The 20,462-nt window shown below is 69.1% G+C and carries 17 protein-coding genes and 1 pseudogene; 12 read left to right on the top strand and 6 right to left on the bottom strand.

From position 1 onward, the window contains the following. Nucleotides 1-16 precede the first annotated feature (16 nt). Nucleotides 17-1,003 (top strand): 2,3-diaminopropionate biosynthesis protein SbnA, encoded by a 987-nt coding sequence (sbnA, locus tag ACIQTP_RS11780; protein ID WP_403398789.1) that lies wholly within the window; start codon nucleotides 17-19, stop codon nucleotides 1,001-1,003. A gap of 69 nt (nucleotides 1,004-1,072) precedes the next feature. Here the strand turns inward: sbnA and ACIQTP_RS11785 are convergent, their stop codons facing one another. Continuing rightward, nucleotides 1,073-1,387 (bottom strand): ArsR/SmtB family transcription factor, encoded by a 315-nt coding sequence (locus tag ACIQTP_RS11785; RefSeq protein WP_403398791.1) that lies wholly within the window; start codon nucleotides 1,385-1,387, stop codon nucleotides 1,073-1,075. Nucleotides 1,388-1,507: 120 nt separating this feature from the next. Between ACIQTP_RS11785 and ACIQTP_RS11790 the strand changes: the two genes are divergently transcribed. The 4 genes from ACIQTP_RS11790 (at nucleotide 1,508) to ACIQTP_RS11805 (ending at nucleotide 4,438) form a co-directional block, all read left to right on the top strand. After that, nucleotides 1,508-1,927 (top strand): arsenate reductase ArsC, encoded by a 420-nt coding sequence (locus tag ACIQTP_RS11790; protein ID WP_403398794.1) that lies wholly within the window; start codon nucleotides 1,508-1,510, stop codon nucleotides 1,925-1,927. A gap of 200 nt (nucleotides 1,928-2,127) precedes the next feature. Next, the gene (locus tag ACIQTP_RS11795; protein WP_403398795.1) at nucleotides 2,128-3,120 is read left to right on the top strand and encodes a Ppx/GppA phosphatase family protein; all 993 of its coding nucleotides are present in this window, start codon (nucleotides 2,128-2,130) and stop codon (nucleotides 3,118-3,120) included. After that, nucleotides 3,117-3,725, top strand: coding sequence for a histidine phosphatase family protein (locus tag ACIQTP_RS11800; RefSeq protein WP_403398798.1), 609 nt, complete (start codon nucleotides 3,117-3,119; stop codon nucleotides 3,723-3,725). Before ACIQTP_RS11795 ends, ACIQTP_RS11800 begins: the two co-directional genes overlap by 4 nt. Before the next feature lie 149 nt (nucleotides 3,726-3,874). Beyond that, the gene (locus tag ACIQTP_RS11805; RefSeq protein WP_403398800.1) at nucleotides 3,875-4,438 is read left to right on the top strand and encodes a hypothetical protein; all 564 of its coding nucleotides are present in this window, start codon (nucleotides 3,875-3,877) and stop codon (nucleotides 4,436-4,438) included. Here ACIQTP_RS11805 and ACIQTP_RS11810 read toward each other — a convergent pair. After that, on the bottom strand, nucleotides 4,416-4,979 hold the full coding sequence (locus ACIQTP_RS11810) for a DUF3291 domain-containing protein (RefSeq protein WP_403398802.1): 564 nt from the start codon (nucleotides 4,977-4,979) through the stop codon (nucleotides 4,416-4,418). The two genes, ACIQTP_RS11805 and ACIQTP_RS11810, sit on opposite strands and share 23 nt — an antisense overlap. A gap of 354 nt (nucleotides 4,980-5,333) precedes the next feature. Between ACIQTP_RS11810 and ACIQTP_RS11815 the strand changes: the two genes are divergently transcribed. Together ACIQTP_RS11815 and ACIQTP_RS11820 are read left to right on the top strand one after the other, a co-directional pair. After that, nucleotides 5,334-5,579 carry a hypothetical protein gene (locus ACIQTP_RS11815; protein ID WP_403398804.1) on the top strand — a complete coding sequence of 82 codons (246 nt, stop codon included), beginning with the start codon at nucleotides 5,334-5,336 and terminating at the stop codon, nucleotides 5,577-5,579. A gap of 17 nt (nucleotides 5,580-5,596) precedes the next feature. Next, nucleotides 5,597-5,782, top strand: a complete 186-nt coding sequence (locus ACIQTP_RS11820) for a hypothetical protein (RefSeq protein WP_403398805.1) — start codon at nucleotides 5,597-5,599, stop codon at nucleotides 5,780-5,782. On the opposite strand, the pseudogene ACIQTP_RS11825 reads toward ACIQTP_RS11820, so the two are convergent. Next, a pseudogene (locus ACIQTP_RS11825) lies at nucleotides 5,775-5,939 on the bottom strand (Tn3 family transposase); the annotation flags it as partial. The gene ACIQTP_RS11820 and the pseudogene ACIQTP_RS11825 overlap by 8 nt on opposite strands. 775 nt (nucleotides 5,940-6,714) lie before the next feature. Here ACIQTP_RS11825 and ACIQTP_RS11830 point away from each other — a divergent pair. Continuing rightward, nucleotides 6,715-7,785, top strand: coding sequence for an acyltransferase family protein (locus ACIQTP_RS11830; RefSeq protein WP_403399112.1), 1,071 nt, complete (start codon nucleotides 6,715-6,717; stop codon nucleotides 7,783-7,785). Here the strand turns inward: ACIQTP_RS11830 and ACIQTP_RS11835 are convergent. Together ACIQTP_RS11835 and ACIQTP_RS11840 are read right to left on the bottom strand one after the other, a co-directional pair. Further along, the gene (locus tag ACIQTP_RS11835) at nucleotides 7,777-8,961 is read right to left on the bottom strand and encodes a cytochrome P450 (protein ID WP_403398806.1); all 1,185 of its coding nucleotides are present in this window, start codon (nucleotides 8,959-8,961) and stop codon (nucleotides 7,777-7,779) included. The two genes, ACIQTP_RS11830 and ACIQTP_RS11835, sit on opposite strands and share 9 nt — an antisense overlap. A gap of 1,516 nt (nucleotides 8,962-10,477) precedes the next feature. Continuing rightward, the gene (locus ACIQTP_RS11840; RefSeq protein ID WP_403398808.1) at nucleotides 10,478-10,675 is read right to left on the bottom strand and encodes an antitoxin; all 198 of its coding nucleotides are present in this window, start codon (nucleotides 10,673-10,675) and stop codon (nucleotides 10,478-10,480) included. A 730-nt stretch (nucleotides 10,676-11,405) separates the two neighbouring features. Between ACIQTP_RS11840 and ACIQTP_RS11845 the strand changes: the two genes are divergently transcribed. From ACIQTP_RS11845 to ACIQTP_RS11860, 4 genes are all read left to right on the top strand, one after another. Beyond that, nucleotides 11,406-15,980: a HAMP domain-containing protein gene (locus ACIQTP_RS11845; RefSeq protein WP_403398810.1), complete on the top strand. Its 4,575-nt coding sequence runs from the start codon at nucleotides 11,406-11,408 to the stop codon at nucleotides 15,978-15,980. An 86-nt stretch (nucleotides 15,981-16,066) separates the two neighbouring features. Continuing rightward, a complete protein-coding gene (locus ACIQTP_RS11850; protein ID WP_403398813.1) occupies nucleotides 16,067-18,502 on the top strand; it encodes a SpoIIE family protein phosphatase in 2,436 nt (811 codons plus the stop codon). A gap of 399 nt (nucleotides 18,503-18,901) precedes the next feature. After that, a complete protein-coding gene (locus tag ACIQTP_RS11855) occupies nucleotides 18,902-19,243 on the top strand; it encodes an STAS domain-containing protein (RefSeq protein ID WP_403399114.1) in 342 nt (113 codons plus the stop codon). Then, nucleotides 19,240-20,169 carry an anti-sigma factor RsbA family regulatory protein gene (locus tag ACIQTP_RS11860; RefSeq protein ID WP_403398814.1) on the top strand — a complete coding sequence of 310 codons (930 nt, stop codon included), beginning with the start codon at nucleotides 19,240-19,242 and terminating at the stop codon, nucleotides 20,167-20,169. Before ACIQTP_RS11855 ends, ACIQTP_RS11860 begins: the two co-directional genes overlap by 4 nt. Before the next feature lie 38 nt (nucleotides 20,170-20,207). Here ACIQTP_RS11860 and ACIQTP_RS11865 read toward each other — a convergent pair whose 3' ends face one another. After that, nucleotides 20,208-20,339: a hypothetical protein gene (locus ACIQTP_RS11865; RefSeq protein ID WP_403398816.1), complete on the bottom strand. Its 132-nt coding sequence runs from the start codon at nucleotides 20,337-20,339 to the stop codon at nucleotides 20,208-20,210. Nucleotides 20,340-20,462 lie beyond the last annotated feature (123 nt).

The following is a 20,462-nucleotide window of genomic DNA, read 5'->3' on the forward strand; positions in this document are numbered from 1 at the left end:
AGTGAAGGAGACGACCATGCCCGTCATATCCGTCCCCCAGGACTTCAACGAGGACGACCTCTTCGTCGACCTTGAGGGAATCTCCGGGCACCCGCTGTTCCTCAAGTGCGAGGGCTTCAATTTCGCCGGTTCGATCAAACTCAAGGCCGCCACCGAAATGGTCGAGGCCGCCGAACGCGACGGTCTGCTGACGCCGGGCTCGGTTCTGGTCGAGTCGTCCTCGGGCAACCTGGGCGTGGCCCTGAGCATGATCGCGGCCGCCAAGGGCTACCAGTTCCTGTGCGTGACCGACTCCCGCTGCAACCTGGCGACCCGGCTGATGATGGAGGCCCTGGGAGGCCAGGTCCACGTCATCACCGAACCCGACCCCGTAGGCGGCTTCCTCGGCGCGCGCATCGACCACGTCCGCGCGCTGTGCGCCTCCGACGACCGCTATGTGTGGCTCAACCAGTACACCAACCCCAGTAACGGCATGGCCCACTACCGCAGGACCGCACCGGCCATCGCCCGGCAGTTCCCGGACCTGGACGTGCTGTTCGTCGGGGCCGGCACCACCGGGACCCTGATGGGCTGCGCGCGCTACTTCCGCGAGTGGCACCGCCCGGTGCGCGTCGTGGCCGTGGACAGCGTGGGTTCCGTGACGTTCGGGGGCGACGCCGGTCGGCGGATGATTCCCGGCCTGGGCGCCGGCAGACGCCCGCCGATGCTGGACGAGTCCTATGTGGACGACGTGGTGCGCGTGGCGGAGACCGACACCATCCGGGCCTGTCACCGAATGGCCAGGCGCGGGTTTCTGTTCGGAGGGTCCACCGGCACGGTGGTCAGCGGCGCGATGGAGTGGCTGGCCCGGCACGAGGGGCAGGAGTTGACCGCGGTGGCCATCGCCCCGGATCTGGGCGAGCGGTATCTGGAGACCGTCTACCAGACCAACTGGGTGCAGGACCTGTACGGCGAGGACGCCGTCGACTCCCAGGCGCTGACCGGCGCGTCCCCGGCGGCCTGACCCCGTGTCCGGTCAGGAGCCCGTGTCCGTTCAGCGCCCGGCGTCCCGGCGAACAACACTGACGGCAGGTCAGGGACAGGACCGCTTGGTGTTGTTCTCGGCGGTGGTGCGCGCGGTTTCGGCGAAGTCGGCGAATCGACCGGCGAGGGCGGCGAGGGCCGCGGGCCTGAGCCGGTAGTAGACGAACCGGCCGCACGGCTCCGTCTCCACGATCCCGGACTCGCGCAGCACCTTCAGATGGTTGGAGAGGTTGGTCTGCTTGGCGCCCGTCTCCTCGATCAGGTGCGTGGTGCAGAGCGTCTCCCGGGCGAGGAGGGTCACGATCCGGAGTCTGAGCGGGTCGGCCAGGACCCGCATGAGATCAGCATCGGCTGACGTCAGCATGGACTGATACTGTCACATCACTCGAGGCTGATACGAGTTCCGGCCGGCGCCAACCAGGGTTCACGCCCTCCGGGCCCGTACTCACCCCCGTACGACCCGTTGACCGCGAAAGAAGTACCGATGTCTGCCACTCCGCTCGCCTCCGTGCTGTTCGTCTGTGTGCACAACGCCGGGCGTTCACAGATGGCAGCCGGGTTCCTTTCGCATCTCGCGGGCGACCGGATCGAGGTCCGCTCGGCCGGCTCGATCCCGGGCGAGCGGGTCAACCCGGCCGCGGTCGAGGCCATGCGGGAGGTCGGCGTCGACATCGCCGGGCGGCAGCCGAAGCTTCTCACCACCGAGGCCGTGCAGGCGTCCGACTACGTGATCACCATGGGCTGCGGCGACACCTGCCCGGTCTTCCCCGGCAAGAAGTACCTCGACTGGGCCGTGGAGGACCCGGCAGGCCAGGGTGTGGAGTCCGTGCGCCCCATCCGGGACGAGATCAAGGCCCGTGTCGAGAACCTGATCAGCGAGATCGATGCCCAGCAGGAGGCGTGAGGCCGTCGGTCCTCGCTCCAGGCTCGCGTCGACCGTGGCTCCGTCTCGTTCGAGCGGGACGTAGGGTACACGGTTGGTGAGGAAACGTGCACGCAGTGAACCGGAAGTCCCGGCGCGTCGGTGACGGGGCCGTCGGACGATGGGGAGACGCAGTCGATCCGTTCCGACATGGAGGAAACGAGACCAGGGGAGGCGATGGGATGCGACAGGCCGGTGTACTCGACGTCGGGTGCCACAGCGCTCTGCTCACGGTGGTGCGATCGCGGCCGGGCCATGTGATGGAACCGGTGTTCTCCCACAAGGTGCGGCTGCGACTGCACGAGACGCTCGACCGCAAGGGACGACTCGACGACGCCGGGGTGGAGAGCGTCGAGCGTGCCGTCGCCCAGGCGATCGCCTCCGACCCGCGACTGCGCGGCACCGACATGTTCGCGTTCGCCACCTCCGTCATCCGGGACGCACCCAACCGCGACGAGGTCATCAGGCGCGTGGCGCGCAGAACCGGCACCCAACTGAGCGTGCTGGACGGCGAAGAGGAAGCGCGGCTTGCCTACGTGGCCGCCCGCCAGTGGGTCGGCCCGGCGGCCGGGCGGCTGCTGGTCCTCGACGTCGGCGGCGGCACCGTGGAGATCGCCTCGGGTACCGGAGACCAGCCGCACAGCGTCCACTCCCTGCCGCTGGGCGCCCGCAGGATCACCCGGGACTGGCTGCCCGGCGGCATCGCCCCGTCCAAACAGGGTCTCACCGAGATCCGTCGGTATCTGCGTCGAAAGCTGGAAGCCGTCCCCGACCTGCCGCGGGCGGAGCCGGGCACCCGCGTGCTGGCCTGCTCCAAGACCTTCGAGCAGCTCGCCCGGCTCGCCGCCGCCCGAGGCAAGGCACCCCGCTCACAACGGAAGCTGGCCCTGCCCCAGTTGCGCGCCTGCGTCCCGGTACTGGCCGCCGCGAATCCGGCGCGCCGCGCCAAGCTCCCGGGCATCTCCCGACACCGCGCCGAGCAGTCCCTGGCCGGAGCCCTGGTCGCCGAGGCCCTCATGGAGGCCTGTGAGGCCAAGGCGGTCGAGGTCTGCCCCTGGTCCACCCGCGAAGGCCTGCTGCTCGAGCACCTCGCCGCCCTCCACGACACACCCGGTGGCCCGGAGCCCCACCGGCCTGGGCGGACACGGAGGTCGGACAGGAGAGTGGGCGAATGACGAGCCGAGTGCTGATGATCTCACCCGCGATCAGTGCGGCGCTGCGGGAGGCGCGCTTCGACGACGGTTGCCCGCTCGACGCGACCGGCGCCGCGCGTGCGCGGTCGGCCGCGGACTCCCTTCCGGCAGCACAGCGGGTACTCGTCTCCCCCACCCCGCGATGCCGGGAGACCGTGTCGGCGTTGGGGTTCGACGGGGCTGTCGAGACCGCGCCGGCCGGGCTCGACGTGGGTGGTTGGCGGGGCCGTACGCTGGCCGACGTCAGCGCCGACGCCCCGGACGCCGTCGCTCTCTGGCTGGCAGACCCGACGGCCGCACCGCACGGGGGCGAGTCGGTGCACGAGTTGTGCGAGCGGGTCGCGGCGTGGCTGGACGATGCCGCACTGTTCTCGGGCCGGACCGTCGCCGTGGTGGAGCCGGAAATCGTACGAGCCGCGGCCGTTCGGGCGCTCGGAGCACCGGAGTCGGCGTTCTGGCGGATCGACGTACCGCCGCTGACCGCCACCGAGTTCAGCGGTCGCGCCGGACGCTGGAACGCGACGTTCGGGCGACCGCTCGGTCACGCCGCGGGCAGCACTCACACCTGTCGAAGCGGAAACCAGTGAAATCGCGGGCGAAACGGTCGGCCTCCGCGGCGGAGCCGGCCATCCGGTGCGGCCGAAACCCGTAGGCCGCCGACGTCGTGTGTTCCTCGGTCACATAGGGGGTTGAGACTGGTGGGCTCGCATGTTGAGGTGTCTCTGGAGGAGCGACTATGGCGTTCAAGACCGGAGTCGCCGAACGGGACGAGTGGTCCTATTCGCCGACTGTCGGCGTCGGACCGCTCCGGTTCGGTATGACCGTCGACGAAGTAGTCGAGGCGGCTGAGATGCTCGGCCAGACGAAGGTCAGCGATTGTGCACGGGACCACGCGATCTTCACGCCGACTTGGAAGGTCGAAGTCCACCGTCGCGGTGTGGCTCCTTCACCGCCTGCCGTCACGGCCTATGTGAGCCAAGCTGTGGGGCTGTTCTGCATCGCTGCCGACGCCGTGCACGGCCCTCAGGTCGCGTATGACGGACTCCCGCTGGTCGGGAGAGACCTGTCGGAGCTGGAGAGCGACGCAATCGCGTATGCCGAGGCAATGGACGTGCACTTTCGCTACACGCCCGAGGGCTACGCAGGACCGGATGATTCCGGGGTCGTGATGCGCGGGCAACTAGTCGGGCAGGTCCTCCGATCGCGTCCGTTGTTCATGGTGACGCGCGACGGGGCGAATACTGAATGGGACTCGATGCCCTCCGCGGAGTACCGCGTCAACGGCCGTTCCACGGCCTGACGTGGTGTGACTCCCCTTCGATCCTGGTCGGAGTTCCGTCCGGGGCGAACGAGTGGTGGAAGGTGAAGGCGTGCGGCGCGGAGCCGTGGTCGTGGAGGTGTTCCAGCCTGGAAACCCCGTCCTGCCAGGTGGGTATCACGCCGTCGGAGACCCACCAGAACACGTAATTCGGGTTTCCTGTCCTCTCGAACCAGTCGTAACGCCTGTTCAGCGCCTCACGGTGCGGACCGGTGTAGATGGCGTCGAAGGCGAGGCGCAGGTCGGTCCAGAGTGAGAGGGTCGCGGCCAGGGCGGTGGTTTCCACCGTACGGCCCTTGCCGTACCAGGTCGGTACGGCGAACTCTCCCCATGCACCCCAGTCCGCCTCGAAGAGCATGCCCCGGTCGCCGTCTGCCGCTTCAGCACGAGCGAGGTATCCGGGGTGCTGACTGATCTTCCGGTAGACGGCCTCGCCACTGTCGTAGAACTCGCGCGTGAGAGGTGCGGGATCGGCGAGAGGTGACTTCAGGACGCCGAATGTGTACAGCGCAAGATGGGGCATGCGTCTCTCCCTGGTTGGTGTTGCCTGGTGTGAACCCGGTTCGATGGCTTACGCGTCGGGGTCAGGATTCGTGGGGCGTGACCAACTCATCCCGTCGCGGGTGGCTCAGCCCGAAGGAACTCCCGTGCGACCGTGGGCGATCGCCGAAGGCCAGGTAAAGGTAGCTGCCTCTGCGGGCCATGTCGAAGTTGCGTTTTCCCTGTCCAAATGGCCTCTTGCTCCGGTCATTTCGGGGGCTGGGGCGGAGACGGGCGGGGCAGGCCGCGGGGTACCAGTGATCCACTTCGGCCGATCGGTTCGCCCGCCATGCCCGTCCGCACCCCCTGTCCGACAGCCCCGAGTGCCGCCGAACGCGTGCGGCTGAAGAAGATGGCCTACGGCCACAAGACCGAACACCGGCCGCAGGTGCGTGCACAGGTGGTGCTGCACGCCGCGCGTGGAGCCTGGATCGTCGAGAAGTACCGTGTGTGGAGCGATTGCGGTGGTGACCTGTCGTCCCGGTTCAGCGACGACTTCCTCCTGACTCAGGCGCCGCTCTACTGGTTCATCCACAGCATTCGACCTCCTTCCGGCTTTACTACGAATACGCCCAGCGGCTGACGAGGAGGGTGGAGCGGGTGAACGTGCCCACGGCCCTCGCCCTGTTCCCCGGCGACCTCTCCCACCCGCCACGCAGCTGGGCCGAGCGCACGTACAACATCACGAGATACACCCGCGTGCCCCGTGGCGGACACTTCGCCGCCCACGAAGAACCCGAGCTCCTCGCGCGCGACCTCACCGAGTTCTTCCACGCATACGGGTGAACACCGAGACCCGCGAGAGTTCGTCGCGGACGTCGAACCCGTCCTCGCGCAGTTGTTGTACGGCTGCGTCCATGTACCTCGTGTTGAAGAGCACCAGGGCGTTGAAAACCAGTCCCAGGGTGCCGATCCGGTCCTCCATGCCGTCCTGGCAGCGCTGTATCCGCCCGAAGTGCGCGATCGCGTCGCCGAGACAGTCGATCAACAACGAATGCCGAAGGTTCAGCTGCCACAGAAGCCCAGGTCAAACCCACTGAACACCACCAGGGCTTTGCGCCGGTTTTCGTTCCGATGTTCCTCAACCCCCGGTATCCGGGCCGGGCTGTCGGCGTCGTCGGAGCGGTTACCTCCGCCGTGGGCCCGCGGTTCCTTGGCGGTGCTGGTGACCGGGGCCGGGATGCGTCACCCCGGGACGTGCCGTGCCCTCGGTCCGCTCGGCCGTTCCTACGGAGTGAGGGTGGCGTTGCGTATGGATGCGTGCGCGGCGGTGGCCGTCGTACTGCACCCGGTCCAGTGGCCCTGGCCCCCGAGTACCGCAGCGCTGACCGCCGCGCTCACGGCGACCGCGCCGGCCCTCTCCGGTGCCGGCGGCACCGTCGGCGCCCCCAGCGCTCCGTACGCGACGCGGGTCCCCGTGCGTGTCACAGTCCATCGGCCATCCCGTTGCCCGAAGGTGTCCCGGCTGCCCTCAGATGGAGGGTGACCCAGCGTCCGACCAGGCGTTCACACCTTGACACGGCATTGCAGCGACCGACACCCGTCACCACATCGAACGGCAATTCGACACGCATACTTACCGGCTCCTCGGGGAACACGCGTCGACGACAACTACCCCAAACATGCCCAGTTCAACACCCCAGTCCCCCAGCGAGCACCTCTCCTTGACCAACACAGGCGGTCCCATCGTGAGCAAGTCTTCCTTCGCCGAGCCGGAGCTGTCCGAATCGCCGGTCCGATCGAAGACTCACCACCGCGAGGTGCCCCATCCCGGTCCACTGCCCTCCCTCACCGGTCTGCGCTGGGTGGCAGCCCTTCTCGTCTTCTGCCTGCACACCCGCAATCTGGGCTACTTCAACGGGCAGGCCCGTCACCTCGCCGACTGGGGCTTCGGGGCGGGCTCCACCGGGGTCTCCTTCTTCTTTCTGCTCTCCGGCTTCGTCCTCGCCTGGTCCGCCCGGTCCGACGACCGCCCCACGGCGTTCTGGCGCCGCCGCTTCGCCCGCCTCTACCCCGTCCACCTGGTCACGGCCTGTATCGCGGTGTTCGTCATGGGCATGGGCAAGCCGGCCGGCAGCGCGGCGAATCTGCTTCTCGTCCACTCCTGGTGGCACCCGTGGTGGCAGACACTCGACCCCGTCAGCTGGTCCCTCGCGTGCGAGGCGTTCTTCTACGCGACCTTCCCCGCGTTCGCCCTGCTGCTGCGGTACGCCGGGGCCCTCACCGCGACCGCGCTCGCCGGCGCGAGCGTCCTTACCGTGCTCATCCTGACCCGGGCGGACCTGCACATGGGTGTCGGCCGCACCCTGTATTCCTTTCCCCCGGCCCGGCTGCCGGAGTTCGTCCTCGGAGTCGCCGTGGCCCGCCTCGTGCTCCTCGGCCGCTGGCGCGGTCCCGGCCTGGAGGCGTCGGTGGCCCTGACGATCATCGGCTACTTCCTGGTCTCCCAGGTCGGCGGATCGTACGCCTGCGTCGCCTGCACCTTGGTCGGTTTCACCTGTCTGATCCCCGCGGCCGCCCTCGCCGACGTACGCGGCCTGCCCAGCTTGTGGCGGCATCCGGCCCTCGTTCGACTGGGTGAACTCTCCTTCGCCTTCTACATGCTCCACCTGCTCGTGCTGCGCACAGGGCAGCACCTGTTCAAACCGTCGCCGATCGGCGCGGTCACCGCCTTCGCGGTGTCCCTGGCACTGGCCTGGCTCCTCTACGAGTACGTGGAGGTGCCCGCCCGGCGATGGCTTCTGCGGCCCTTCACGAGATCCCCGCGACGCGCCCCGTTGTCACGTTGAGCAGGCGCGGCTGTCCCACAGGACATGCAGGGTGGGCGGCTTGCGGAAGACCAGCCCGTGCGGAGCGGCCGGGTGGGCCGGGTCGAGGCGCAGGGCGGGGAGGCGTTCGAGCAGGCGCTGAAGGGCGATACGGGTCTCCAGCCGGGCGAGGTGCGCGGCGAGGCAGTAGTGCGGGCCGTGCGCGAAAGCCAGCTGGAGACGCGCGTTCTCACGGCGGACGTCGAACCGATCGGGATCGGGGAAGACGGCCGGGTCGCGGTTGGCGCCCGCCAGAGAGACGGTGACCAGTTCACCCCGGCGGATCGTGGCCGGGCCGAGGACGGTGTCACGGGTGGCGTACCGGTCCACGACCGCCGCTCCGGGTTCGAGGCGCAGCGACTCCTCGATCGCACCGTCCAGCAGGTCGACGTCATCGCGGACAAGGGCGAGTTGGCCGGGGTGTCGCAGCAGGTGCAGCAGCGCGTTGGTGATCATCGCCTCGGTGGTCTCTATCCCACCGAACATCAGCACCGCGGCGTTGGACGCCACTTCGGGCAGCGCCAGCCGCTCGGCGGCGGAGCCAAGGAGCGAAGTCGCGCCCCGGTCGGCGACGGTGGCCTCGACAGCGGCCCGTAGCCGCGCGTAGGCCTCGGCGCCCGCGGGTGCCGCCTCGTGTCCGGCGGTGATGTCCGACACCGACCGCACGATGGAGTCGTACCAGGAGAGCACCGTGTCAGCGGTGGTGCCGACCAGCCCGAGCGCCTCGGTCACGACGGCGACGGCCAGCGGGCCGGCGAAGGCGCGTCGCAGTTCGACGGCGCCCACCGGTTCCAGCGCGGTGATGAGCCGGTCGGTCTCCCCCTCGATGAACGAGGCGAAGCCGTCGCGTGCTTCCCGGGGACGGAAGGGAGCGGTGAAGGGCTCCCGGTGGCGGGCGTGCTCGTCACCGTCCAGGGACAGCATGCTCGGGCCGACGACCTGTGCGGTGGAGAACCGGGGGTCGTCGACGGTGAAGGTCGCGGGATCCCGCATCACGTTCAGCGCGAGATCGCGACGGGTCACCAGCCAGCCGCCCAGCTCGGGCAGCCAGGAAACGGGCTCGTGCGCACGGAGCCGCGCCAGCCGCGGATGCGGATCCGCGGCGAGTTCGGCGAGCGTGGTCGCCGCACCGAGCGGGAAGGAACCGCCGGCACTCATCGCAGGCCTTGGCCGGGCACGGGGAATTGGATCACAACCAAGGCTAACAATCGTGCTGAAGGCGAGGCCGATGGGGGCGTGACATTGGCCGAGGCCAGTCACGGGAATCCGGTGCGACGGGCCCCGCGCCCGGGCCCTCGGCGCCAGAGGATGTCCCGTGCCCGTTGCGCGCCCAGCTCGCCGCCCCGCCCTGCGACCACCCCGGTCCGCGCCGACTGGACGTCACTGCCCCACTGGCCTCGTCCAGCTGACGAAGCCCCGGGGCGTACATCGAGGTTGAGCCGCGCGTACGCCCCGGGGCCTGCCGCTGGATTGTCGAGCGCCATCGCTTGGCTCCACGGCGTCCTCCCCTCGGCCGCGCGCATATTGCGCCTGGCGGCGGTCAACGCTGGTCCACCTCGGCGGGACCGACGCGAGTCAGATCGCCCTCGCCGGACAGCGCACGGCCTGTCTCAGGAGACAGGCCGAAGTCGGGAGAAGGACGGATGGCGCTGCCAGATCCTCGCCGGCGCGGGCCGGTTGCGGAACTGGCACGGTAGCGATCTGACCACCTCGTTCGCGAAATCGCCGAGGCTTCGCGCGTGGGACCGTCCGCGGTCAACGACCTCGGGTGGCTCCGCGCCGCTTTTGTGCGGGCGGGGGCGGGGAGAAGGTGTCTTCCTCCTCGTCCAGCGGCGGCAGGTCGACGGTGTAGCGCGGCTGGAGAAAGAGATCGTTGTGCTGCGGCGCGGTTCGCGAGGCTGCCGTGCCCTGTGCGGACTGGACAGGATCGAGACGAGGGGAAGCAGAAGTCATGTACAACCGTCCAGTGTTGAGGGCCGCGCGGATCCAGGACGGAGTTGTCGACCGATGATGATCAGTATTCGTCTGCTCCGCGTGCGCCTGGCCATTAGATACTATGGGCGGCGGCGCGTGGTCAGCGCGCAGCGCGAGGAGCGATCCAGTGGGATCGGGTTGTCCGCGCCGATCTGGACGCCAGTCGCCGGAGTGAGTGCCGACGCATGGCCGCTGGGCTGTACGAGTCTGCCATCTCCCCGGTTGTACTACTGCCCGCGACGGCGTCGTCCGCGTGGTTCGGCGCGAAGGCCAGCACCGGTAGGGCCTCGGCGGCGTCCCCCTACGGGGCGCAGCAGCACGCCAGCGAACCGGGACGGGGCGCCGTCGGAGGTGGCGAGTTCGGTCGCCACACGCGCCTCCGCTCGGACAACCGACCAGGTGCGGGCGGTCAGCCACCTTGCGCCGCTCTCCACGGCAAAGCGAGAGCGGGATACGGCGAACCCCGCCGGCCCGGAAGCGGCGGACTGAGTGCCCGCCCCTCACCGGCTCTGCCCATACAGCACGCTGCCCGCGTTGCTCGGGATGGCGGCGGGGGCGTGCGGCAGAGCGTCCGAGTGGGCTGTACCGCCATCAGTAACCCACTCCCACGGGAGTGCGCCGAACGGGGGTGAAAGGCCGTACGTCCCCCACGCTGCTGGACTGGTTCGCCGGCTCGGGGAGATGGGCTCCCGAAGTTGAGTCAGAGCTGGGGCGGGCGCCCCTCCTCAGGGGGCCGGTTGCCGATCTGGTCGTTGAGCTTCTGTTGTACCGTGTCGGCCTGGCCTTGGTACTTGTTACCAGTCTTCGCGTCGAAGGCGTCTCCGGCCTTCTCGACCCCTTGCCGGGCCGTGTCCTCGTGCCCCTTGAGCAGTCCTTTGAGCTTATCGAGCATCGACATGAGTGGTCCTCTCTACGCAAAGGCCGTCCACCCCAGCATCTCCGCGAAGACCCGTGTCGGCATCCGGAACGACCGCAGGTCACCCCCGCGCGCAACGTGACGCGTCAACCTTTGGCGCGCCGGTATTGGACTTGACCAGCGCAGACGCGGAGACGAGCACCATGACGACAGGGGTGACCATGGATGCGCCGTATCGGGTGTGAGGGTTCGAAGGTCGACCCTTCCCTGGGTTGTGGGGGTGGCGGGATCTGCCCGAGAGGTTCGGACCGTGGAAGACGGCGTATGAACGCTGCGCGCCGAGTTGTTGTATCCCCGAAGCATTCGGGGATGAACTCGGAGGGGATTCCTGAGTCACCCGACTTACCTGCCGGGCAGGGTAAGAGCATCGGTTTCAGATGCTGTTCCGATGGCTTTCTACTGGTGCCCCCGGAAAACGGTCCCCCCTTGGCTTTCACCGCCAGGCTTACGCTGCGCCCGGCCGCGCCTGATCCCCGCTTCGCACCGCCCGTACTGTGAGCTCGCACCGCCCGTACTGTGAGCTGGACGTTTGCCTCGCCCTGTACTGCCGAGGTCAGCCGGTCCCCCTCGGGACGGTACCGCGGATGAGTGATCCCGCTTGTGCTTTCCCCCCGTACGATGCCCTAGGGGCGTTTTCCCGCAGCCAGATGTGCTCGTGGCATGGGCATGGTCCGGTCCGTTGCTCGAGTGGGTTCAAAAGATGAGGTTGGACATGACTGAATCGAGGGTTGAGGGGCCGCGTACGCCGCCCCGCAGAACCAACCGCACCACGAGCAAGATCGGCGAGCCGGAGCTGCGGCAGTTCCTTGCCGGCCTGACCGCCGTACGGGACGGGGATTTCGGTACGCGGCTGCCGGACGACGCGGACGGCCTGCTGGGCGAGATCGCTACGGTCTTCAACGGCATGGTCGACCAGCTGTCGCTGTTCACCTCCGAGGTGACCCGGGTGGCCCGGGAGGTGGGTACCGAGGGAACCCTCGGCGGTCAAGCCGATGTGCCTGGTGTCTCCGGTACCTGGGCAGATTTGACCGACTCGGTCAACGCCATGGCGGGCAATCTCACCACCCAGGTGCGCGACATCGCCCAGGTCGCCACCGCGGTCGCCAAGGGCGATCTGTCCCAGAAAATCGACGTGGACGCGCGGGGGGAGATCCTGGAGCTGAAGAACACCGTCAACACGATGGTGGACCAGCTCTCCTCGTTCGCCGACGAGGTCACCCGGGTCGCCCGCGAGGTGGGCAGCGACGGGCGGCTGGGCGGGCAGGCCGACGTGAAGGGGGTCTCCGGTACCTGGCGGGACCTCACCGACTCGGTCAACTTCATGGCCGGCAACCTCACCGACCAGGTCCGTAACATCGCCCAGGTCACCACCGCGGTGGCCAAGGGCGATCTGTCCCAGAAAATCACCGTTGATGCCCGCGGGGAGATCCTGGAGCTGAAGAACACCATCAACACGATGGTGGACCAGCTCTCCTCGTTCGCCGACGAGGTCACCCGCATGGCACGCGAGGTGGGAACCGAGGGGCGGCTGGGCGGGCAGGCCGACGTGAAGGGCGTCTCCGGCACCTGGCGGGACCTCACCGACTCGGTCAACTTCATGGCCGGCAACCTCACCGCGCAGGTGCGGTCCATCGCCCAAGTCGCCACCGCCGTCGCCAAGGGCGACCTGTCACAGAAAATCACCGTCACCGCGCGAGGGGAGATCCTGGAGCTGAAGGAGACCATCAACACGATGGTCGACCAGCTCTCCGCGTTCGCCGACGAGGTCACCCGCGTCGCCCGCGAAGTGGGCACCGACGGCCGGCTGGGCGGCCAGGCCGACGTGAAGGGCGTCTCCGGCACCTGGAAGGCCCTCACCGAATCGGTCAACGTGATGGCCGACAACCTCACCGCGCAGGTCCGGTCCATCGCCGAAGTGACGACCGCCGTCGCCCAGGGCGATCTGTCACAGAAGATCCGCGTCGACGCCCGCGGGGAGATCCTGGAGCTGAAGGAGACCATCAACACGATGGTCGACCAGCTCTCCGCGTTCGCCGACGAGGTCACCCGCGTCGCCCGCGAGGTCGGCACTGAGGGCAACCTCGGCGGCCAGGCGACCGTCCGTGGCGTCTCGGGCACCTGGAAGGACCTCACCGACAACGTCAACGTGATGGCCTCCAACCTGACCGGGCAGGTGCGATCCATCGCGCAGGTGGCCACCGCCGTCGCCCGCGGCGACCTGTCGCAGAAGATCAACGTGGAAGCCAAGGGCGAGGTCGCCGCCCTCGCGGGCGGCATCAACACCATGGTCGACACCCTCTCGGCGTTCGCCGACGAGGTGACCCGGGTCGCCCGCGAGGTGGGCACCGAGGGCCGGCTCGGCGGACAGGCCCAGGTGCCGAACGTGGCCGGTACGTGGAAGGACCTCACCGACAACGTCAACTCGATGGCGAACAACCTCACCGGACAGGTGCGGAACATCGCCCAGGTGACGACCGCCGTCGCGAGGGGCGATCTGTCGAAGAAGATCGACGTGGACGCGCGGGGCGAGATCCTGGAGCTGAAGACGACGATCAACACGATGGTCGACCAGCTGTCCTCGTTCGCAGCCGAGGTGACCCGAGTGGCCCGCGAGGTCGGCAGCGAGGGCCGGCTCGGCGGACAGGCCGAAGTCGAAGGCGTATCGGGTACCTGGAAGCGGCTGACGGAGAACGTGAACGAGCTGGCCGGGAACCTCACGCGGCAGGTCCGCGCGATCGCCGGGGTCACCAGCGCAGTCGCCGAGGGCGACCTCACCCGCTCCATCACGGTCGACGCCTCCGGCGAGGTCGCCGAACTCAAGGACAACATCAACTCCATGGTGGAGTCCCTGCGCGAGACCACCCGGGCCAACCAGGAGCAGGACTGGCTCAAGACCAACCTCGCCCGGATCTCCGGGCTGATGCAGGGACACCGGGATCTCGCCGTCGTCGCCGAGCTGGTCATGTGCGAGCTGACCCCGCTGGTTTCCGCCCAGTACGGCGCGTTCTTCCTCGCCGAAGAAGGCCCAGGCGGTACGGAACTGGCACTGGTCGGGTCGTACGGATTCCCCGACGACGGGCGTCCCACCCGGATCCCGATCGGCCGTTCCCTGGTCGGCCAGGCCGCGCGCGGCCGCCGCACCATCGAGGTGACCGACCTGCCGCCGGGGTACGTCACCATCTCCTCCGGGCTGGGCAACGCCACGCCCGGTGCCCTGATCGTGCTGCCCATCATCGTCGAGGACCAGGTGCTCGGCGTCATCGAACTGGCCTCCGTCACTGCGTTCACCCAGACCCACCGGGACTTCCTGAGTCAGCTGATGGAGACCATTGGCGTCAACGTCAGCACCATCGTCGCCAACGCCCGCACCGACGAACTCCTCGGCGAGTCCCAACGGCTGACTGGTGAGCTGCAGGCCCGCTCCGAGGAACTCCAGGTCCAGCAGGAGGAACTGCAGCGCTCCAACGCCGAACTGGAGGAGAAAGCCGCCCTGCTGGCCTCCCAGAACAGCGACATCGAGGGCAAGAACCTGGAGATCGAGCAGGCCCGGCAGGAACTGGAGGACCGGGCCCAGCAGCTGGCGCTGGCGTCGAAGTACAAGTCGGAGTTCCTGGCCAACATGAGCCACGAGCTGCGCACCCCGCTCAACAGCCTGCTGATCCTCGCCCAGCTGCTGGCCCAAAACCCCGGCCGCAACCTCACCTCCAAGCAGGTCGAGTACGCCGGTATCATCCACTCCGCCGGCTCGGACCTGCTCCAACTGATCAACGACATCCTCGACCTGTCCAAGGTCGAGGCGGGCAAGATGGACGTCAACCCGGAGCGGGTGGCGCTGCGCCAGCTACTTGACTACGTCGAGGCCACGTTCCGGCCGATGACCACACAGAAGAGCCTCGACTTCACCATCACCACCGCCCCCGGCGTCCCGCTGGACCTCGTCACCGACGACTCCCGGCTGCGGCAGGTGCTGCGCAACCTGCTCTCCAACGCGGTCAAATTCACCGAATACGGCGGCGTGGAACTGCGGATCGAGACCGCGGACGAGGCTGAGCTGCCCAAATCCGTGCTCCGGGACGGTCCGGTGGTCGCGTTCCGGGTCAAGGACACCGGGATCGGTATCGCCAGCCAGCAGTTGGAGACGATCTTCGGGGCGTTCCAGCAGGCGGACGGCACCACCAGCCGCAAGTACGGCGGCACCGGCCTTGGGCTGTCCATCAGCCGCGAGATCGCGTTCCTGCTCGGTGGCGTCGTCACGGCCGAGAGCACCGAGGGCCAGGGCAGCACCTTCACCCTGTATCTGCCCGCGGCCCGCGCGGACTTCGAGGCGCTGACCGCCGGAACCCCCGGTGGACCCGGCTCTCTGACAGGTGCGGCATCGAGTACGCCGGAGGGCGAGCGGGCTGTGCCCGCTGTCTCCGTTCCCCGACAGACCAGGCGGCTGCTGGTGATAGAGGAGCGGCCCGGCGGCCTGCTGTCATTGGTCGCGGAGAGCGCCGTAGCCGACCTCGTGGGCAGCCGCGAGCTGGAGGTGAGCGGGGGCGCGGTCGAGATCGTCACCGCCCGCGGCGCGCAGGAGGCCGCGGCGGCCCTCGCGGCGGCCCCCTGCCACTGCGTGGTCCTCGAACTCGACATGCCCAATGCGGGCGCGTTGCACTTCCTGGAGGCGATGGACGGCGACTCGGCCCTGACCACCGTTCCCGTCCTCGCCCACAACAACCGGCGCCTGGAGGCCGATCAGGAGCAGCTGCTCCAACGGCGCGCCGACAGCCAGCCGCTGGAACTGCTCTCGAGCCTGGATGAGCTGCGCGAACGGATCGCCCTGCACCTCTCGGCCGAGGAGCCCGGACACGTGCTGCCGCTGGTACGCACGGACGAGGAACTGTCCCCGTCGGCGCGGCAGCGTGATGGCAGTCTGGCGGGGCGTACCGTCCTGGTGGTCGACGACGACGCCCGCAACCTCTACGCCCTCAGTGGCATCCTGGAACTCCACGGCATGCAAGTGCTGCACGCGGAGAACGGACGCCTCGGCATCGAGGCCCTCACCCAGCAGCCCGGCATCAGCCTCATCCTCATGGACGTGATGATGCCGGAGATGGACGGCTACGCCGCGACCGCCGAGATCCGCCGCATGCCCGGCTATGCAGGGCTCCCCATCATCGCCGTCACCGCCAAGGCGATGCCGGGCGACCGTGAGAAGAGCCTGGCGGCCGGCGCCAGTGACTACGTCACCAAGCCCGTGGACGCGGACGACCTGATGGCCCGTGTACGGCGCTGGCTGCAGCCCTGATGCCGCTCCCGGCGAAAGGCTCCGAGGCACCGGTACGCCCCGCATTCGCAGGTCTCATCCAAGGTTCGAGGAGGAGCAGTACGGTGATGAAGTCGGCGCAGCAACCCAGCGAGCCGGTTCCGCAGGTCGGTCCGGACAAGGAGATGTGCGCCAGTGCCGGCTCCCCGTCCGCGTCCGCGGAAACCCCGGTAGGCCGGCTCGCCGCCACCGTCGAGCGGCTCCGCAGGGAGGTCCGCTCCGCCCACGCGGCCGCCGACGGCCGGGCCCTGATCGAGGTCGCCAAGGGCGTCCTCATCGAGCGGCTCCAGTGCAGCCCGGCCCAGGCGAGCCGACAGCTCTCCCTCCTTGCCGACCAGGCGGGCGTGCCGCAGCTGGAGCTCGCCGCCGACATCATCAACCAGTCCGCCAACGACCGGCTCACCGAGATCACCAACGACCTGGTCCTGAACGCCGCCGACGACCCGCAGCCCCACCGTGAGAAGGTGCCCGCAGCGGTCCGGCTGCGCACCGCGGAAAGCGGCGCCCTGGCTGCCGAGGACACCCAGGCGGTCGCCGAATCCCTCCTGGAACACGCCCTCGGCCCACTGGGCGCCCACGCCGTCGCCGTGTGGGACACCGGCGCGGACGGCTCCCTCACCCTGGCAGGTCACGCCGGATTCACGGTGGAGGAGGCCACCCGGTGGCGCTACGTCCCGCCGGGTGTCGCCACCGTGGCCCGGCAGGCGCTGGCCGACCGCGCCCTGGTGAGGATCCCCACGCCGGCCAGGTCCAAAGTTCCCTCGATCGGCCAGATGGAGACGCCCGACGCCGGCCGGATCGCCGTCCCCGCGGGGACCGGCGGCCGGATTCTGGGGGTGCTGGAGATCTGCTGGCCGAACGCGCTGCCCGCGCCTTCGCCCCAAATCGACCGGCAGATCGAGGCGCTCGCGGAACTCTGCGCGCACACCCTCGAAACCCACGGACCCGCCGCATCCGCCACCGCCACGACGGGCCGGGGCGGCAGCTTCGACGCCGACTACCTGCGCGAGATCGCGGACAGCCTCTACGACCCGGCCCTGGTGCTGCGGCCCTGTCTGGACGACGAGGGCCGCCTCGTCGACTTCCGGATCCACCACGTCAACGCGGGCTTCGTCGACCCGGCGGGTCGGCCGCACAACGCCATCAGCGGCACCAACCTGCTGGAGGCCTACCCGAGGGCCGCCGACGCCCATGGCCTGTTCGAGCACATCGAACGGGTCTACGCCACCGGCGAGCGATTCCGGTCGCAGCGGATGACCCTCACCGCGCTGGTCGACCAGGTCCCGCTGACCTCGGTCGCCGACATCAACGTCAGCAGGCACGGCGACGGCATCCTGCTCATCTGGCGCATCGAGGACGAGGCGGCCCGGCTGGCCAATCTGCTCCGGCACGCGCAGCGGCTGGGTCGGATCGGTGGGTTCGAGGAGGACACGACGACCCGCGAGATCACCTGGAATGATCAGCTGTTCGCGCTGTATGGGCAGCCGCTCGCCGCCGGCCCCATCCCCCTGGAAGAGCTGCCGGCCTACGCCCATCCCGACGACGCCCTTGCCATCGGCCGCTTCCTCCGCACCGTGCTGCACCGCCGCCGCCCCGCCTCGACCGCCTTCCGGCTACGCCGCCCGGACGGCGTCACCCGCCACATCCGGGTCGTCGCCGAACCCGTCCTGGACCCTCGGGGCAGGCTGCTGTCCCTGCGCGGCGCCTACCAGGACATCTCCTCCCAGCACTGGACCGAGGTCGCACTCGCGGCGACGCGGGACCAACTGGCCCACAGCCAGGAGCAGTCCGCCGAGCGCACCCGACTCGCCCTCCAGCTCCAACACGCGATCATGCCGCCCACCACGAAACCGCTGGTCGTGCCTGGCCTTCAGACCGCCGTGCGCTACCGGCCGGCCGAGACAGACACCCTGGTCGGCGGAGACTGGTACGACACCGTCGCCCTGCCCTCGGGGAAGATCTTCCTCTGCGTCGGCGACGTCGCGGGCCACGGCATCAAGGCCGCGACCAGCATGGTGGTACTGCGCAACGCGCTGCGCGGCCTGGCCGTCACCGGCGCGGGACCGGGCCAGTTGCTCACCTGGCTCAACATCGTGGCCCACCATCTGACCGACCAGGTCACCGCCACCGCCGTCTGCGGCCTGTACGACCGGGAAGAGCGCACCCTGCGCTGGGCCCGCGCCGGACACCTCCCCCCCGTCCTCGTCCGGTCCGGCCAGGCCTCCGTACTGCCGCCGCTGAGCGGCATACTCCTGGGCGCGGTTGAGGAGGCGACGTACGAGGAGGCGGAGCTGGAGCTACGGGCCGACGACACCCTGGTGATGTACACCGACGGGCTCGTGGAACGCAGGGACGACCCGAACCAGGACTCGCTCCGCCAGCTGCTGACCATGGCCCAGGGCTCTGCGGCCGGTCCCCTGGAGCACCAACTCGACCAGCTGCTCACCTACAGCACTGCCGACACCGACGACGACACCTGCGTCATCGGCATCCGCCCGACGTAACGGAACCCCGGCGCGGGGAAAGCTTCTTCGTCCCGCCCCGTCACGGGAGAGTCCGAAGTTTCGCCCTTCAGCAGCGACAGCCTCGGAGCGGGAAGACGCTGCCGCTGGTCTCCGCTTCGGCGGTCGCGGGCGGCGGCTTCCTCCGCAGCCTTGCGGGCGGCCGTCCGACTCCGCCCGGGCGCGGTGCGCTTCCCGGCACGGCCTTGTCCGGCGGTACGCTTCGCCCGAACGGCGCTGGTCAACGGCGCTAGTTGAACGGATATGAGTCACGACGGCGCACCGTCGTGCTCTATAGTTGGCTGGCTGTATTCCGCCATTCAGCATCGCGATAGGCCCGGGGGCGAGACGCCATTCAGCGGCACCTGACGTAGGGGAGAGAATGTGAAGGCTTCCCACGGCATGGACGGATCCGTCCCGATGCCGTCGAGCAGCGGGGCTGTGCTGGAGGTGGCACTCTTGTCCGGTCTCTCTGGTTTCCGCGCGACCGGTGAGATCGGCGTGATCACCCGCGCCTCCTGGGACCATGCGCTTCAACGTCTGGCGAGGACACATGCAGACGTCTCCCTCGTGGATCTGTCCGGTGTGACGTTCATCGATGTGGGGGGCACGGCAGCTCTGGCAGTCACGGCGCAGACTCTGGGCACAGGCCGGATCGTCGTGGACCGGCCGCCGCCGGAGCTGCCACGCATCCTGGACATGTTCTGGCCTGGCCTTCCGACGATTGAGGTGGCGGCCCGATGAGTACGGCCACTAGCAGTGAACCGTTTGTGCACCCGGCGCTGTTCTACCGGGGCGCGGAGCAGTACACGGCGGCCACACTGTCGTTCCTTCTGGAAGGGCTGGCCGCCGGAGAGGCCGTCGCGGTCGCCGTTCCCGGACCCAACCTGGAGCTGATCAAGGCCGGACTCGGATCGAGTGCGGACCGGGTCAAGCTGCTCGACATGACCGAGGCCGGTCGCAACCCGGGGCGGATCATCCCCCGCGTGCTGCGGGCCTTCGCCGACTCTCACCCCGTCGGCCGGGTACGGATCATCGGGGAGCCCATCTGGGCAGGTCGCACCGCGGTGGAGTACCCGGCGTGCGTCCAGCATGAGGCGCTGATCAACGCCGCGTTCCAGGGCCGCGAGGTGACCGTCCTGTGCCCGTACGACGCGGACCGCTTGGAGCCGCAGGTCATCGCCGACGCCTACGCCACCCATCCCGTCGTCATCGACGAGGACGGTGAACTGGCCAGCGAGACCTACGACCCCGAGCGTGTCATCGCCCGCTACAACGAGCCACTTGCCTACCCTCCCGACGCGGCGACCTTCTCGTTCAACACGGAAGATCTCCCCAAAGCCCGCTACTTCGCCGTTCAGGAAGCCGAGCGACTGGGCCTGACCGGCGTACGGCTGCAGGATCTGACGTTGGCGGTGGCGGAGCTGACCACCAACAGCGTGAGACACGGCGGCGGATCGGGGACGGCGCGGATCTGGGCCGAGGGCGAGCAGATCGCCTGCGAGGTCCACGACCGCGGTCGGCTGACCGATCCCCTGGCCGGCCGGCGGCCACCGGCACGCGACCAGCTGGGCGGCCGCGGCCTGATGCTCGTTCACTACGTCGCCGACCTCGTCCGCGTCCACACCGCCCCAGAGGGCACGACTGTCCGCTTCTACCTCACCCGCTGACCACCCGGCCGAAACGGGCCGGGGCCAAGGCTCGGCCTTCATCCGACGAGGCGGTCGTAGGCGTCAGCCGTGCCCTTGCCGAAAGCATGGGTGGTCTCGAAGGTGAACTCGTAGGGGAAGGGCGCTAGGTCGGGGTGGTTCTGAGGGGCAGTGGGATGGATGAGCACCATGGCCGTGAGCGGCTAGGGCGGCGTTCATCGTGCGTTGCGGCGGGCGGGCATCTGGACGAAGCCCCGTGCGAGGCCATGGGTTCGCGCTGATCGCCCCGTCCCCCGAAGTCCCGTAGTACGGGC

It is taken from the genome of Streptomyces sp. NPDC090798 (assembly GCF_044768965.1).
Lineage (GTDB): Bacteria > Actinomycetota > Actinomycetes > Streptomycetales > Streptomycetaceae > Streptomyces.